Source organism: Actinoplanes auranticolor (assembly GCF_018332655.1).
In the GTDB taxonomy this organism is placed as follows: Bacteria; Actinomycetota; Actinomycetes; order Mycobacteriales; family Micromonosporaceae; genus Actinoplanes; species Actinoplanes auranticolor.
In genome coordinates, this window is record NZ_BOQL01000099.1 from 1 (window position 1) to 15,276 (window position 15,276).

11 protein-coding genes and 2 pseudogenes are annotated in these 15,276 nt (G+C 69.4%); 8 read left to right on the plus strand and 5 right to left on the minus strand.

Going from position 1 to position 15,276, the window contains the following annotated elements; translation table 11 throughout:
• The 3 genes and pseudogenes from Aau02nite_RS44885 to Aau02nite_RS44895 form a co-directional block, all read right to left on the minus strand.
• Positions 1-205: hypothetical protein (locus tag Aau02nite_RS44885; RefSeq protein WP_212994819.1), on the minus strand; the 205-nt coding region annotated here is incomplete at its 3' end.
• Between the two features lie 81 nt (positions 206-286).
• Positions 287-3,007, minus strand: a complete 2,721-nt coding sequence (locus tag Aau02nite_RS44890) for a cation-transporting P-type ATPase (protein ID WP_212994820.1) — start codon at positions 3,005-3,007, stop codon at positions 287-289.
• 133 nt (positions 3,008-3,140) lie between these two features.
• Positions 3,141-3,521, minus strand: a pseudogene (locus tag Aau02nite_RS44895) (universal stress protein); the annotation flags it as partial.
• A gap of 327 nt (positions 3,522-3,848) precedes the next feature.
• Here Aau02nite_RS44895 and Aau02nite_RS44900 point away from each other — a divergent pair.
• From Aau02nite_RS44900 to Aau02nite_RS47995, 7 genes and pseudogenes are all read left to right on the plus strand, one after another.
• Positions 3,849-4,730, plus strand: a complete 882-nt coding sequence (locus Aau02nite_RS44900; RefSeq protein WP_212994821.1) for a universal stress protein — start codon at positions 3,849-3,851, stop codon at positions 4,728-4,730.
• Between the two features lie 650 nt (positions 4,731-5,380).
• Positions 5,381-5,608: pseudogene (locus Aau02nite_RS47175) on the plus strand (transposase); the annotation flags it as partial.
• An 83-nt stretch (positions 5,609-5,691) separates the two neighbouring features.
• Positions 5,692-5,853, plus strand: coding sequence for a transposase (locus Aau02nite_RS47180; RefSeq protein WP_438841238.1), 162 nt, complete (start codon positions 5,692-5,694; stop codon positions 5,851-5,853).
• A 361-nt stretch (positions 5,854-6,214) separates the two neighbouring features.
• Positions 6,215-6,856 carry a DedA family protein gene (locus Aau02nite_RS44910; protein WP_212994823.1) on the plus strand — a complete coding sequence of 214 codons (642 nt, stop codon included), beginning with the start codon at positions 6,215-6,217 and terminating at the stop codon, positions 6,854-6,856.
• A 446-nt stretch (positions 6,857-7,302) separates the two neighbouring features.
• Complete coding sequence (locus tag Aau02nite_RS44915; RefSeq protein ID WP_246595927.1) at positions 7,303-8,544, plus strand: monooxygenase; 1,242 nt, start codon at positions 7,303-7,305, stop codon at positions 8,542-8,544.
• 498 nt (positions 8,545-9,042) lie between these two features.
• Positions 9,043-9,954: a 2-hydroxyacid dehydrogenase gene (locus Aau02nite_RS44920; protein ID WP_212994824.1), complete on the plus strand. Its 912-nt coding sequence runs from the start codon at positions 9,043-9,045 to the stop codon at positions 9,952-9,954.
• A 79-nt stretch (positions 9,955-10,033) separates the two neighbouring features.
• The gene (locus Aau02nite_RS47995; RefSeq protein WP_212994825.1) at positions 10,034-10,282 is read left to right on the plus strand and encodes a hypothetical protein; all 249 of its coding nucleotides are present in this window, start codon (positions 10,034-10,036) and stop codon (positions 10,280-10,282) included.
• A gap of 123 nt (positions 10,283-10,405) precedes the next feature.
• Here the strand turns inward: Aau02nite_RS47995 and Aau02nite_RS44930 are convergent, their stop codons facing one another.
• Complete coding sequence (locus Aau02nite_RS44930; protein WP_212994826.1) at positions 10,406-11,368, minus strand: AraC family transcriptional regulator; 963 nt, start codon at positions 11,366-11,368, stop codon at positions 10,406-10,408.
• Positions 11,369-11,644: 276 nt separating this feature from the next.
• Between Aau02nite_RS44930 and Aau02nite_RS44935 the strand changes: the two genes are divergently transcribed.
• Positions 11,645-13,201 (plus strand): flavin-containing monooxygenase, encoded by a 1,557-nt coding sequence (locus Aau02nite_RS44935; RefSeq protein ID WP_212994827.1) that lies wholly within the window; start codon positions 11,645-11,647, stop codon positions 13,199-13,201.
• A 785-nt stretch (positions 13,202-13,986) separates the two neighbouring features.
• On the opposite strand, the gene Aau02nite_RS44940 is transcribed toward Aau02nite_RS44935, so the two are convergent.
• Positions 13,987-14,835 carry an ATP-binding protein gene (locus Aau02nite_RS44940; RefSeq protein ID WP_212994828.1) on the minus strand — a complete coding sequence of 283 codons (849 nt, stop codon included), beginning with the start codon at positions 14,833-14,835 and terminating at the stop codon, positions 13,987-13,989.
• Between the last annotated feature and the right edge of the window lie 441 nt (positions 14,836-15,276).

The following is a 15,276-nucleotide window of genomic DNA, read 5'->3' on the forward strand; positions in this document are numbered from 1 at the left end:
ACGCTTCATCGCCTCGTTCGTCGAGATCTGAGCTGCCGCCGGCATCGCATTCACCGTACGAGGAAGGTCGCGCAGTGCGACTCCTTGTCATCGGTGGCAGCGATGCCGGCATCAGCGCCGGGCTGGCCGCCCGCGAACGCGATCCCAGCGCCGAGGTCACTCTGCTGGTCGCCGACCGGTATCCGAACTTCAGCATCTTCGGCATTCCGTACCACGTCTCCGGCGACGTGCCGTATCGGCGATCACTGTCGGGCGGGGCACACGGCGAGCAGTCGGCGTCGGGGGTTCATGCTGGTCGCCGCAGGCGTTTGTCGACCGCCACGACCAGGCTGGCCGCGACGGCGATGCCGAGGATGCGCAGCCAGACGTCACCGCCGATGGGGGCGGTGCCGAACAGGGTGTTCATGGCGGGCAGGTAGGTGATGGCGATCTGGCCGATCGCCTGCACGGTGACCCCGACGATGATCCACCGGTTGGAGAACAGCCCGATGCTCCACGCCGAGTGGGTCAGGGAGCGGCAGCTGAACAGGTAGAACGCCTCGACCACAACGAATACGTTCATAGCCGCGGTGCGCGCTTCGGCCAGACTCGCACCGTGCGTGCGTTCGAACTCGAACAGCCACCATGAACCGGCGACCAGCAGCGCGGACACCAGCAGGATCCGCACCATCAGCGCCCTGGTGAGTAACGGCTGGTCCGGCTCCCGAGGCGGCCGGGTCATGATCCCCGGCTCCTTGGGCTCGAAGGCCAGCATCAGCCCGAGCGCGACCGCGGTGGTCATGTTGATCCACAGGATCTGAGTGGGCAGGATCGGCAACGCGGCGCCGAACATGATCGCGGCCAGGATGACCAGACCTTCACCGATATTGGTGGGCAGGGTCCAGGTGATGAACTTGGTGAGATTGTCGAACACGCCGCGGCCTTCTTCGACAGCGGCTTCGATGGTGGCGAAGTCGTCGTCGGTGAGGACCATGTCGGCGGCGTCCTTCGCCACCTCGGTGCCGCTGGCGCCCATGGCCACGCCGATACCGGCCTGCCGCAGTGCGGGGGCGTCGTTGACACCGTCACCGGTCATCGCGACCACATGCCCGCGGGCCTGCAGCGCTTCGACCAGCCGCAGTTTCTGCTCCGGGGACACCCGGGCGAACACTGTCGCCCGGTCGACCGCGTCCGGGAAGTCCTCCGCCGGCAAGGCAGCCAGATCGGCGCCGGTCAGCACCATGCCCGTGGTGGCGTCCGACCGGGGGAGGAGGCCGACCTGCGCGGCGATCGCGGTCGCCGTGGCCGCGTGGTCCCCGGTGATCATCTTGACTTTGATGCCGGCGGTGTGGCAGGCGGCCACCGCGGTTGTCGCCGCCGCGCGAGGCGGGTCGAGCATGGCTTGCAGCCCGGTCAGCACCATGCTTCCCGGCAGGCCGTCCTCGTCGAAGTCGTCGGGCCCGGCCGCCGGGCGCATGGCGGTGGCCAGGACCCGCAGTCCTTGCCCGGCCAGGTCGGCGGCCGCCTGCAGGACGGCCTCGCGGTCCACGGGCTGGACGGTGCCATCGGCGTCCATCTGAGAGCCGCTCAACTCGAGCATCCGCTCGACGCCGCCCTTGGCCAGCAGCACCTGCCCATGCGCCGCGCCGCTGGTGGTGTCGTGGTGCAGGGTGGCCATGTACTGACGTTCGGAGCTGAACGGGATCGTCGCCACGCGGGGAAGCAGCGTCTTGACCTGATCGGCTCCGAGGCCGGCCTTGCCGGCGACCACCAGCATCGCCCCTTCGGTGGGATCACCGGTGATACCCCACCGCCCGTCCTCCTGGGTCAGCCCGGCGTCGTTGCAGGCCCCACCGGTCAGCAACGACCAGCGCAGCGCCTGATCGGCATCGACGGAGACTTCCGTACCGGCAGCGTTGTGCAGGTCGCCGTCCGGGGCGTAACCGGAGCCGGTGACGTCGTAGGCGCCCCCCGGAGTCCACACGATCCGTACGGTCATCTGGTTCTCGGTCAGGGTGCCGGTCTTGTCGGAGCAGATCACCGTGGTACCGCCCAGCGTCTCGACCGCCGGCAACCTGCGGATCACCGCCCGCCGGCGCGCCATCCGCGCCACCCCGATCGCCAGAGTGATCGTGACCGCCGCGGGCAGTCCTTCCGGGATGGCGCCGACCGCGAGCGCGACCGCGGCGGTGAAGGTGTCTACCGCGTCGTAACCGCGGATCAGGCCGACGGCGAACGTCGCCGCGGCCAGGGCGAGGATGCCCACGGTGAGGATCTTGCTGAACCCGGCGAGCTTCTGCGTCAACGGGGTGTCCAGGACCTGCGCGGCGCCGACCAGGCGGTGGATCTGCCCGAGTTCGGTCTCCGCGCCGGTGGCGATCACGATGCCGGCGCCGCTGCCGGTGGTGACCAGTGTGCCCGAGTAGGCCATGTTGTGCCGGTCGGCGACCGGTATCGCCTCGGGCAGCACGACCTCGTCCTTGGTCACCGGGACGGATTCGCCGGTCAGTGCCGACTCGTTGATCCGCAACTCGGCCAGCCGGGTCAGCCGGAGGTCGGCGGGGACCTTGTCGCCGGCCTCCAGCAGGACGAGATCGCCTGGGACCAGGTCGTCGGAGGCGATGGTGCGCCGGTGGCCGTCGCGGATCACCGTGGCCTGCGTCTGCGCCATCGACCGCAGGCCTTCCAGTGCGGCCTCGGCCTTGGATTCCTGGATGAAGCCGATGATGGCGTTGACGATCACGACGCCGAAGATCACCGAGGAGTCGACGTATTCGCCGAGGGCGGCGGTGATGACCCCGGAGGCGATCAGTACGTAGATCAGCGGATTGTGGAATTGGCTCAGGATCCGCATGAGTAGACCGGCGCCCTTGGCCGGGGGCAGCGTGTTGGGGCCGTACCGGGCCAACCGCTCGCTGGCCTCCTGGTTGGTCAGCCCGTGGTGCGCGTCGGTTTCCAGCAGCAGGACCACCTCGTGGGCGGCGAGCCCATGGTGGCCGTTGGCGGCCGGTAGCACGGACGTGGTCATCGTGTCGCCTTTCCATGAGCGGTCGGTCTCCGCCGCCGCCTGGTCGTCGGATGGGGCGCAGCTGTCAGGTGGTGTGGGCGACGGTGGGCGTACGCTCGGCTGGTGCGAGGGCTCCGACGACCGGGACCGGCTGACGCGCCACCGCCTGCCTGCCGCGCCAGTCGTCGTCGGCGGTGTCGTAGTCGACCACCTCGACTGCGATGAGCCGGCCCAGGCGGCCCTGCAGCAGATCCAGTACGGCGTGTGGCGCGGCGTCGGATTCCGGCGAGCCGTCGATCCCGACGAGCACCCTCGCCCCGGCGAGGGCTGACTCCTGCTGCGGTTCGGCTGACGGTAGCCGCGGGGCGCGCTGGATACGTTCCGGGGTCATCACCGGCAGTACCGGGCCGAAGACCACAGCACTCAACAGCCACAGCGGGTCCCGGTGACCACGCCGGGCCATCCACAGCGCCGTGGCCAGTCCCGCGCCGACCCATAGCGCCAGAACCGCGGTGAGGATCTGTCCGCGCGTCATAGCCCTACCTTGACCGTTCCGCTTGCCCGGCGGGCAGAGGCGAAAGTCCCATCCGAACAGGGGCAAAGGCCGTTGGGAACCAACGACACGCACCGACAGTTCAACTGTGGTTGTCCCAGTCGTCTGGCTTCGGCGACGCCGCTGATTTCGTGGCCACTTGTCTCACTGCCGCTGTAGCGGACTCGTGTCGCACAGGTCGAGCTATCGAGTGTCCCGCAGCGAACAAGCCCATATGACAGGGCCGGTTGCCCCTAGCATAACGACCGATGCAGGACGGATGCTCGAGAACGACGATGGCTCGATGAAGACTGCTGGAAAGGAAATTCCATGGGTGAGTCCGCCGTGCGCGTGTTGGTCGGCTATGACGGGTCATTGGCGTCAGGCGCAGCGATCGAGGAATGCGCTCGGTTGCTTCCGGCCGCGCACGCTCTGGTTGCTCATCTCTGGACGCCTCCGTTCGCCAGCGAGCAGTTGCGGCGGCGGCTCTGGAAGGGAACGCGGCAGGTCGACGCTTTCGTCGACGCTGTCGAGCGTGAAGGGCAACGTGAGGCCGACCGGATTGCCGGGATGGGCGTCGCGTTGGCGCAGACCGCAGGGTGGACGGCCGAGCCGATGACGGTGCGCTGCTACGGTGGTGAGGGCTTGGAGTTGACCGAGCTCGCCCGCAAGATCGACGTGGATCTCCTGCTGTTGGGATCCCGCGGGCTTGGCGGCGCCCGCGCCGTGCTCGGCAGTGTGTCCGACATGGCGGTGCACTACGCCACCCAGCCGGTGCTGGTGGCACCGTACCCGTTGCTCGCCGCTGACGACGACGCCCTGGCCCACGGACCGGTGCTGATGGCCTGGGACGGCTCCGCGGGCGCGAAGACAGCGCTTGACGCCGCCGGGCGGTTGTGGCCGCAGCGACAGATCATCCTCACCAGCGTCGATCACCACGTCGACCCGCCTACCTCGCCCGGCGACCCGCAGATGACGACGCTGCAGGTGAACAGCCGGCATGAAGGTTCCCCGCCCGCGGTCGCCGACACGCTGGCCGCGGCCGCCCGAGACCACACAGCGGCGGTGGTGGTCGTCGGGTCACGGGGCCGGTCCGCGGTGCGCGAGATCATGCTCGGCAGCGTCGCCATGAGCATGCTGCATCGGGCCCACCGCTTGGTGATGGTCGTTCCCGGCCACCACACGGCCGACGTCACGCAACCGGATTCGTGACGGAGGGTGGCAGGGTGACCGGTCGTGTCGTCGGCGGGTACGACGGATCGCCCGCCGCGATGCTGCGCTGCGATGGGCGGAGGAGGAAGCCCGGCTACGCCGGGGCCCGCTCGTCGCACACACCATCACCAGCCACCACCACGACGGTGTCCCCGAGGCGCCCTGCCTGCACATCTCACCGGCGGATACCCGGTACGGGTGCAGCGCGAATCGGGCGATACCGCGACCTGCCTGCGCGCCGCGTGCACACCGCACGACCTACCCGTACTCGGCACGAAGGCCGGCCGACGCGCAACGAGCTCGTCCTTGGATCGGTCAGCCGGGCCCGCCTGACGCATGCGCCCTGTCCCGTCGTGGTGATCCGGGCACCTGACCAGCACTGCCGCACGCCAGGCCCAGCTACCCGCCGGAGTGCTTATCGCCATCCACGCGCAACCACTGGGCGCCGCCGACGCCGAGTTGTTCGCCGCCGCGACAGTACGACTGCGGCAAGAAGGCCATCAGCGGCTGGCCGCTGAGCTGACGGCCACCGGCGTGCATGCCGTACCCGAGGTCGTCCTCGGCCCCGGTCGTCGAGGCGCTGCTGCGCCGCAGCGCCCACGCGGAACTGCTGGTACTCGGCGGTCACGAGTCCTCCGCGTTCGCAGTCCTTGCGCGGCGCGGAGACTGTCGGCAGAGCCAGTCGCGGCTACGACGCCGGGAAACGGGTCAACGGACGAAAACGCCACGTCGCCGTCGACACCTGCGGACCACTCCTCGCGGTCCCGGTCACCGGCGCCGGAGTGCAAGACCGCGACGGCGCCCGCCCACTGCTCTGGGCCCTGCACGCCTGCTTCCCCGGCATCCGCCTGGTCTGGACCGACTCCGGCTACGCCGGGCAGCTGGTCGCCTGGGCCACCCAGCAGCTCAAACTCACCCTGCAGATCGTGACCGAACTCGCCGGGCAGACGCCTTCGTCGTCCTGCACCGCAGATGGGCCGTCGAACGGACGTTCTCCTGGATCAACCGCTGCCGACGCACCGTCCGTGACTACGAACGCTTACCTGAGCACCACGCCGCGATGGTCCAGTGGGCAATGATCATCATCATGACCCGCCGCCCCGCCCGCCACCACCACACCTGAAAGCCTTACTTACCAGGGTCTAAGAAATGGAACCTACCGTCGGCTCATGAGCAGCGGAGGACCAGGTGACCAGCATCGCGCCCGGCAGCCAGACAGTAGATCTTCCGCGCCGGTCACGGTCGCTCGGCGTCCCCAGGTGGCTGCCGCGCCCAACCCTCATCATTCGGCGACTGCTGCCATTTTGATCCGGTGCTCGCTCGGTGCCTGACATCCATCCCGATGTCCGCTTCCCAGCCGGCCGGTTCGCGCCCATGACATCGCCTACGCGCCGTGGCGGCTCCTCATCCGCCATCGGCGGTTTCGGACATCGTCGGCACCTGCATGATCCGGACGACCGACGCCAGCACCTAGGAGAAGAACGATGATGCTCGACTACCTGACGCCGTTGCTCTCCTCGCCCTGGCTCTACGTCATCGTCTTCGCGGCCGTGGCCATCGACGGATTCATCCCGGTCTTGCCGGTCGATGTCGCCGTCATCGGCCTGGGTGCGCTGTCGGCGACCGGCTCGCCGAACCTTGTCGCCCTGGCCGCTGTCGTGGTGGCCGGCGGGATCGCCGGCGACCGGGTCTCGTACCTGCTCGGCCGGAAGGCCGGCGGCCGGATCACCGACGGCAAACTCGCGGTGGTCAAGAAGAAGGCGGAGCGTGCGTTGATGCGGTACGGCGGAGTCGTGATCCTGGTCGGCCGGTTTCTGCCGTACGGGCGTACCGCCACCGCCCTGACGGCGGGCTCGATGTCGGTTCCCCTGGGTCGGTTCCGGCTCTTCACCGCGCTTGCGAGCGTGGCCTGGGCGGTCTATGCCATCGGCCTGGGCCGACTGGGTGGGGCGACCTTCGCCGGCTCGCCGCTGCTGGGCGCTGGGTGCGCGATGGCGTTCGGCGCGATCCTGACCAGCGGGTTCGCCCTGGCAGGGAAATGGCGCGGCACTGCGACCAACCAGCGGGCCGTGACCGGGACGGCGTCCCCCGATCCCCGCCCTGGTGGGAGATCCTCACGGCGCTGATCGGCTGGGCCAGAAGCTGGACTCTGCGTACCATGTTCCCTCGCGCGGAACCGCCTGCCTGGCGACTCCGGTGTCCCCGGCCGAACCAGGCCGATATGCCTGTTCCCCATCTGGTACAGATACAACGGCTCCGGCGACATCAACAACGCAGCCTCTTCGCCTGCGCTTCTAGATGACATCTGGATCGCAGATTCTCGGCGTCTGGCGTCTGGCGTCCGGCGTTCCGGTCCTGGCCCATGCCCGCGACTAGGGACGACTCCCGCAGCACCACGCCGCGATGGTCCAATGGGCCATGATCGTCATTGTGGCCCATTGGTTGGCCCGTCACCACCACCCCAAACCCTTATTTACCAGGGTCTGAGCGCCGTATTAACGGTCGCCTAAGGTTCGCTCGGTATGAATTATGCATCAGATAAGCGATGTAATCCGTATGGAGGAAGAAATTGATGGCAGCCAACGCAAAGCCGTTCGGGCATGTGTGGAAGTTCGGAGCGGCCACCATGGCGCTGGCGACGGCGTTCGCTGTCGCCGCCTGCGGGTCGGATGCCGACAACAGTGCGGCGCCCGCCGCGCCCCCCGCGGCCGGCTCGCACGGCGCGCACGCGGGCGCGTCGGCGGGTCCACCGCAGCCGCTGCGCGCCGGCGAGCGGTTCCTCGACCTGAAGATGGCTGAGGCCTACACACCCGCGCCGCCGGAGGGCGCCGTGGACGAATACCGGTGCCAGGTGCTCGATCCGGGCCTGACCAAGGCGCAGTTCCTGACCGGGACCCAGGTCATGCCGGAGAACGCCGCCATCGCCCACCACGGCATCGTGTACGCGGTGCTGCCGGGCAAAGCTGCCCTGGTGCGCGAGCAGGACGCGAAGTCCCCCGGCCCCGGCTGGCAGTGTTTCGGCGGGACCGGCGTGGACGGCGCCGACGTGGAGGGCGACGACGAGGGCGACGACTCGGGCGCGGCGTGGGTGGACACCTGGGCGCCGGGTGCCACGGAGACGCTGCTCGACCAGGACGCCGGCTTCAAGCTGGAGCCGGGCAGTCTGATCGTCTTCCAGATGCACTACAACCTGCTCGCGACCGACGGCAAGCCGGGCGGGTCGGACCGCTCGGCGGTGCGGCTGCGGCTGACCGACGGTACGCCGCAGACCCGGGAGCTCGAGACGTGGTCGCTCGGCGCGCCGACCGATCTGCCCTGCGCCGCCGACGAGTCGGGTCCGCTCTGTGATCGGGCGGCCTCGATCGCGGACGTGACGAAGCGGTTCGGGCCGGATGTCGGCGGATTCGCGGACGAGCAGGTGGAGGAGTGCAACAAGGGCGGCGCGCCGAAGCCCGGTGACACCCAGACCTGTGACCAGAAGGTGGAGGAGCCGGTGACGGTGTTCGCCGGTTTCGGCCACATGCACATGCTCGGGCGGGCCCTGAAGGTCGAACTCAACCCGGGCACGCCGAAGGCCAAGGTCCTGCTGGACGTGCCGCAGTTCGACTTCGACAACCAGCGGATGCAGAAGCTGCCGTCGCCGGTGGAGGTCGGTCCGGGGGACACGCTGCGGACGACGTGTACGCACGACGCGGGGCTGCGCAAACAGCTGCCGCAGCTGAGCAAGCTGCCGCCGCGCTACGTGGTGTGGGGCGACGGTACCGGCGACGAGATGTGCATCGGCATCATGACGGTCTCCCCCCGCACGTCCTGACGAAGCATCGAACGTGTGTGGGCTCACGGAGGTCAATCAGCCGGAAACAGCTCTGAGCTCACACACGTCCGCGCTGAACTCACAACCGTGCGGCGCCGTGGCGGTCGGACGGGAGGTGATGGGGACGACTGCAGGCCGGCCCGGCGCTTGACCACGAAAACCCACTCCTCACGGCACCCTCGAACGCCGCTGTTTCGGCTCGGGGGTGTTCGTCATGAGCGGACCGTCTGAGCCGCCGTTGATCCCCGCGGTAGTCCTGGCAGATCGGTTGGACACACCTCGCGCCGGAGTCCCTCCTCCGCCGGGCCGAGGGACTCCGTACCGTCGGTCATCCGTTCATCCTCCCGCCGCCGCGGGGCGCGCGACGTGGTACGCGAGACGGTGCAGCCGGCCCGCCGGCCGATGTGACTCGTGCTGCACAGGCGAACCTGGGGGTCGCCGCGCCGTCGCACTGTACGAGTGGCTCGAATCGTGGGCCGGCCCTGATCGGAGGTACACGTGAAGATCTGGATACCGCATAAGCTCGGCTTGACCTACCTGCACGATGTGCCGTACGACGTCCAGATCGAGGTGGCGGACGACCCGGCCGCCCTGCCCTCGGACCCGGGATCCGTCGGCTTCCTCGTGCCCACTTTCCTCAACCAGCCGCAGATGCACGACATCGTGCCGCGGATGCGCTCGCTCGAGGTTCTGCAGCTGCCGAGCGCCGGCTCCGACGGGTGGACGCACCTGCCACCGCCCACCACCGTCATCTGTGACGCGCGCGGGCTGCACAGTGCCGCGACGGCTGAATGGGTGCTGGCGGCCATGCTCGCCCAGCTCCGCGAGTTTCCGTTCTTCCGCTCGGCCCAGCTCGCCGGTGCGTGGACGCCGAGGCCCGGGCGCGACCTGGCTGGGCAGCGAGTGCTGCTCATCGGCGCCGGCTCGGTGGGCAGGGCCGTCGCCCGGCGCCTGAAGCCCTTCGAGGTCGAGCTGACCGTCGTGGCGCGCTCGGCCCGGCCGGCCGAAGGCATCCGGGCGATCGCCGAGCTGCCCGGTCTGCTCCCGTGCGCCGATGTGGTGATCCTGGCGGTCTCGTTGACCGAGGCGACTCGGCATCTGGCGGGACGGGAACTCTTGGCCGCCCTGCCCGACGGGGCGCTGGTGGTCAACGCCTCGCGGGGCCCGGTGGTGGACACCCCGGCGCTGCTCGCCGAGCTCGAGCGTGGCCGGCTGCGCGCCGCGCTGGACGTGACGGATCCCGAGCCGCTGCCGACCGGGCATCCACTCTGGTCACAGTCGGGCGCCCTGATCACGCCGCACGCCGGCGCGGTGACCGAGAAGCTGCCGGAGCGGGTCTACCGCTTGGTTCGCCGGCAGGTCGACCGCTGGCTCGCCGGGGAGCCGCTGAGAAACCGCCTCGCCCGCTAAAGGCGTCGGGGTGAACACCGAAGCCGGTGGAGCGTCCTGGTAGGCAGGCACGAAGGCGCATCGGGGCGGGGGTTACGCCATGACCGCCATGGAAAGTTCCGGCACCGCCGGGTCGATCGGCTGTCCCGACGTCGGTGGGAATGAGGAGACCGCCGCCACCACGGCGGTGACCGACTGGCTCGATGGCAAGGGACGGGCCTACGACACCGTCGGGGAGGTTGTCCGCGCCTCCGGGTCGGCTCGTCGGGCCGCCATGTGGGGCGGAGGGCATCCGTTTCTCGGAGGCGCTCGGCCGCGCGGGCGTCGACCGGAAACTCCGGCTCACTAGTGCGCCTACCCGGGTCCGAGGTGTGGTCATCGAGCATGTCGTTGACGAACACATACTCGCTGCCCTGCTGCGGCGGCGCCGCATCCGTCCGGGTGGGGCTCGTCCGGACCCGGACCAGTGGCGTTACCTACGCAGGGTCGTGGACGGCGACTCGCCGAAGCGGTTCCGGTACTCGCCGGCGAAGCGGCCCAGGTGGGTGAACCCGTGCCGCACCGCGATAGTCGTCACGGATTCCCTCGGATCCGCCACGGACAGCGCGCGGTGGACCGCGTCGAGCCGGCAGGCCCGCAGGTACGCCGTCGGTGTGGTCTGCATCTCCCGACGGAAGCAGTCCTGGAGTGCGCGGACGCTCACCCCGAGCGCCTCCGCGACGTCCGCGACCGTCAGTGCCTCGTCGTGGTGGTCCCGGATCAGGGCACATGCCCGCCGCGCCAGGCGCCCAGGGCTGTCCAGGTGAGCCGGCCGGGCTAGCAGGTCGCTGTAGGAATGGCGGTGGGTCAACAGCAGCTGGCTCAGGAGTCCCTGCTCGAAGCGGCCGGCGACCTGCGGATGGTCAAGGAGACACCCGCCCGCCGCCTGCGACAACTCGTCGGCGAAGAAGTCCACCCCGCGGAGCCACGCCTTCGCTGCGGACGTGTTCGTACTCATCCCGACGTCGAAGCGGACCGGGGCGTCCACCGGGCTGCCCAGCAGGCGGGCGAGTTCCCGGTCGACGGCGTGCCGGTCGGCGTAGAAGATCCGGTGCGGCGAGCCTTCTGACCAGTGCATGTCCGAGGCGTCGTCGGGCGACAGGACGGAGGCGAGGGCGGGCGTCGAAGCCACGGTGTGACCCCCGTGACGGACCACGGTGCTGCCCCGCAGGGGGACCTGGACGAGGTAAAACGTCTCCAACGCGGCGGGCCGGATCCGCACCGCCTGTCCGTAGTCCAGGTCGATGATGCCGATGCCGCCGAGGCGCCGGGCGGTCATCCGCAGTTGCACCCGGTGGACACCGAGCTGCGGGGTGAGCCGGTGCGGACAGAAGACTCGCCCGACCTCCGTACGAGCGCGCTCGATGTCGTCCGTGCTGACCGTCACGGCGTTCATCCAGCATCCTCCTGAACGGCACGGGGCGCGCGTCGGTCGTGTAGCTCGTGGCCGGCCGGTGGCCTGAGCCTGCTGCACCGAACATAGGACACGAGGGTGCCGGCTCGTGGCGTTGAGCGCAGATCCGACACGAGAAAGGTGCCGCCGGGTCGGACGCGCGTCGGATACGGCTTGCGTTCAGCGGATAGCGACCGTCCCGCCCCGATCGTTAACTTGCTGAGGCCGCGCCGCCCCTGCCGGCCCGGCATTCCGATCGGTCACCACCTGGAGGTTGTCATGAGGATCGCTGTTGTGGGTGCTGGATTCGCCGGACTGAGCACCGCGAAGGTGCTGCGGCAGAGCGGTTTCGACGTCACCGTGTTCGAGCGCGCACCGGACGTGGGAGGGGTGTGGAGCCGGACCCGCCGGTACCCCGGACTGCGTACCCAGAACAACAAGGACACCTACCATCTCAGCGACCTGCCCATGCCCGCACACTATCCACAGTGGCCCAGCGGCGAGCAGGTCCAGCAGTATCTCGAACGCTACGTGGAGATGTTCCGGCTCGGCGGCGTTCTGCGACTGTCCACCGAGGTCGTGTCCGCGGAACTGGTGGACGGTGAGTCGGCGTGGCTCATCACATCGCGACCCGCCGGCCACGAGGGTCCCGGAACCCTGGAACGGTACGACCACCTCGTCGTGGCCAACGGCATCTTCTCCGATCCCCTCGTCCCGCCCTTCGAAGGTCGCGCGGCCTTCACCGCGGCCGGTGGGCGCGTCCTGGCCGCCAGCCAGTTCCACGACCTGGAGGCGGCCCGGGGCCGGAACGTTCTCGTGGTCGGGTATGGCAAGTCGTCCTGCGACGTGGCCGTTCCCGTCAGCGAGGTCGCCGCCCGGACCAGTGTCGTCGCCCGTCAGCTGCTCTGGAAGATGCCCAGGAAGCTCGGCGGCGCGCTGAACTACAAGTACCTCATGCTTACCCGGATGGGTGAAGCCCTGTTCCGGTACATCAGGCCGAAGGGTTTCGAACGTTTCCTGCACGGTCCCGGCAACGGTCTTCGCCGCACCATGCTCGACAGCGTCGGGTCGGTCGCGACCAGGCAGCTCAAGCTGTCCCGGCTGGGCCTGGTGCCGAACGGAACCTTCGAGGACATCGCCCGCAGCACCGTGAGCCTGGCGACGGAGGGCTTCTTCGAGCGCGTCGCCGACGGCCGGATCAGCGTCCACCGCGACCAGGTGGTCAGCGAGCTCCTGACCGACGGCGGACGACCGGCCGCCCGCCTCGCGGACGGCACGGTGCTCCCCGCCGACCTGGTGATCTGTGGTACCGGATTCCGGCAGTGCGTGCCGTTCCTGGACCCGGCACTGTGCGCCCGTCTCGAAGACGGCGCGGGCAACTTCGAGCTGTACCGCCAGATCCTCCCTCTGGGCGTCCCTCACCTCACCTTTGCCGGCTACAACTCCTCGTTCTTCAGCCCGCTCAGCGCGGAGATGGCGGCTGTGTGGACCGCCGCCTACCTGCGAGGAGGGGTCACCCTGCCCCCGGAGGACCGGATGCGCGAAGAGATCCGGGCCCGCTTGGCCTGGATGTCGGAGCGGACCGACGGCCGGCACGCCCGCGGGACGAACATCATCCCGTTCTCCATGCACAACATCGACGAGGTGCTCGACGAACTCGGGCTCAACCTCGGTCGTTTCGCCCGTGCCCGGCAGTGGCTCCTACCCGTCGACCCGCGTTCGTACCGGAAGGTGACCCTCCGCATGATCCGGCGGACCGCCGCGACAGCGAACGGGCCGTCGCCTGCACCCGTTCCGGAGTCCGTGAGTGCTGCGTCGGCCGCCGGACGTCCTTGAGCTGGGCAAGGTCCGGCAAGTCGGTCAACGCGGCGAGAACGCCGGCGCCGGTCTCGGTCTTTCGTCCGCCTGCTGGAGTACGGCGCTCGCGACGTCATAGGTGCCGGCTGGCGTAGCGCCCGGGGTACGGAGCACGGCCATGCCGGTGACGGTCCTGCTCGTCCGGCTGGACCGTCGCGCCCGGCGAGGCGATGAACTCCGCATTCCTGCATCAGGTCGGCCGCGGGCACCGACGCCCGGCTCCGTACGCAGGTTCCGCGCACCATGGGCGCCACGATGCTCGCGGTGTCCGCGGTGCTGCTTGCCGGAGCCTTCCTCTGTGGCGTTGCACAACTCGTGCTGCGGCTCGCCGCGGTGGTGATCGAGGGGTGACCATCCGGCTGACGTCGCGTGGCGGTGCCTGGCGGCTGCCGTCCGCCGCCCATTTCGCTGAGCGCCACCAACTGGTCGTGATTCTCGCCTGGGCGAGTCCATCATCTCGATCAGGTCCGGTGCGCGCATCCACCACCTCGACGCGGGCGTCTTGGCCTCGGCCCTGCTCGCCGTCGGGCTGTCCGTGGCCATGTGGTGGAACGATTTCTCGGGCCTCGCGGGGGCAGCCCAACGTGCGGTGGCCAGCCGGGGGCGCGAGCCGGGCCTCCCTGGCCACCGCCGGCACGTACCTGCACGCCGGCATCGGCGGCGGCATCCTGATCGTCGCCGTCGGCGGTGGTTCCGTCGTCCGAGCCGGCACACGAAACAGGGCGCGTACCAGGCCGGAGCCGTGGGCTGGAAGCGGTGGGCGATCAGGCTGCTTCTGTTGCGTCAAGCCCCGAGTCCGTGGACACGGTGGCCCACACCACCTTGCCGCTGTGCGCCGGTACAGCACCCCACGCGGCGGCGATCGCATGAACCAGTCTCAGGCCCCGCCCTCGGGCGGCGACCGGCGCCGACCGCATGGTGTCCGCAGCTGCGTCCATGAGCGGATACCGGGAATCGCCGTCGCGGACGGCCAGATGCAGCCGGCCACCACGTCGGAACACGGTCACCACGAAGTCGGTGGAGGCATGGTCCACGGCGTTGGAAACCAACTCGGACATGATCAAAGCGGCGTCGTTTCGCAGGTCGGGCAGTCGCCAGGTGTGGCAGGCCTGGGCGACGAGGTCACGAGCCGCCCGCACGGATGAGGGCCGAGGCGCCAGGCGGACCTGCAGCCGGTCGGCTCGGGACACCTTGCCGGCGATCGCGATGCGGGCCTGCGACATGGTCGCGAACAACAGCGGGCTGGTCCCTTCCTGGTGCCGCAGCCGGTAGTTCAGCATCGTCGCCGGAGGCGAACAGAACGCCAGGTGTACCGGCGCCGGCCCGAGCCGTGCGGTCCGCTGCGCCGCCAACCAGTACGGCAGGCTCGCTCCGTGCAGATCGCCCACGTTGTGCATGTCGATGATGACGGCCTCGCAGGGACCGGCCAGGCACCGCCGCAGGCCGGCGGTGACCTGGTTGCCGAGCTGCTGCGACCATTGACCGCGCACGGTCATCTCGACGACCGTGGTGCTCGCGTCAGCGGTGACGTCTACCGACACCCCGCCCTGGTGCGTGCCGGTGGTGACGAAGTAGGGAGGCACGAGTGGCTGCAGCCACTCACGTGGTTCCATGGCGGTCACTACTGACTCTGGTTGCAGGTGAGGCCGTAGACGATCGATATATCGCCGAGCGGTGTGGTCAGCTCAGCGCTCCGTGCTTGATCACGGGTCCTCCTGCCGTCAGCAGCCGCGGGGATCTGGTCGGCGACGCAGCGGAGGTTACGCGGTCGGACCACGAGCGTGCCGGTCGGCGGGCACCACGCCGGCCCCGGCCGGGCAAAATGGGTGATAACGCCGCCTCGCGGATCCGGTTGCGGGCGGGCATCTAGCGTTGCGACGATCACTGCTGCTCCAGCTGCTCAGGACGGAAGCGCCACCGAGGTCTGGAGCGGCCAGCGACGATGAAACCACACCGGCACTACTGGGAACGGTATACCCACCGGAGGAAAACCGCTGGTGACAGCGATCCACAACGGGGGAAGATGCGTGCAGGACGACTCTGAGGCCCACTTC

Coding starts and splice junctions, on each gene's coding strand:
- Aau02nite_RS44890 (WP_212994820.1), bottom strand. CDS start 3,007: ATGACCACGTCCGTGCTACCGGCCGCCAACGGCCACCATGGGCTCGCC.
- Aau02nite_RS44900 (WP_212994821.1), top strand. CDS start 3,849: ATGGGTGAGTCCGCCGTGCGCGTGTTGGTCGGCTATGACGGGTCATTG.
- Aau02nite_RS44910 (WP_212994823.1), top strand. CDS start 6,215: ATGATGCTCGACTACCTGACGCCGTTGCTCTCCTCGCCCTGGCTCTAC.
- Aau02nite_RS44915 (WP_246595927.1), top strand. CDS start 7,303: ATGGCAGCCAACGCAAAGCCGTTCGGGCATGTGTGGAAGTTCGGAGCG.
- Aau02nite_RS47995 (WP_212994825.1), top strand. CDS start 10,034: ATGACCGCCATGGAAAGTTCCGGCACCGCCGGGTCGATCGGCTGTCCC.
- Aau02nite_RS44930 (WP_212994826.1), bottom strand. CDS start 11,368: ATGAACGCCGTGACGGTCAGCACGGACGACATCGAGCGCGCTCGTACG.
- Aau02nite_RS44935 (WP_212994827.1), top strand. CDS start 11,645: ATGAGGATCGCTGTTGTGGGTGCTGGATTCGCCGGACTGAGCACCGCG.
- Aau02nite_RS44940 (WP_212994828.1), bottom strand. CDS start 14,835: ATGGAACCACGTGAGTGGCTGCAGCCACTCGTGCCTCCCTACTTCGTC.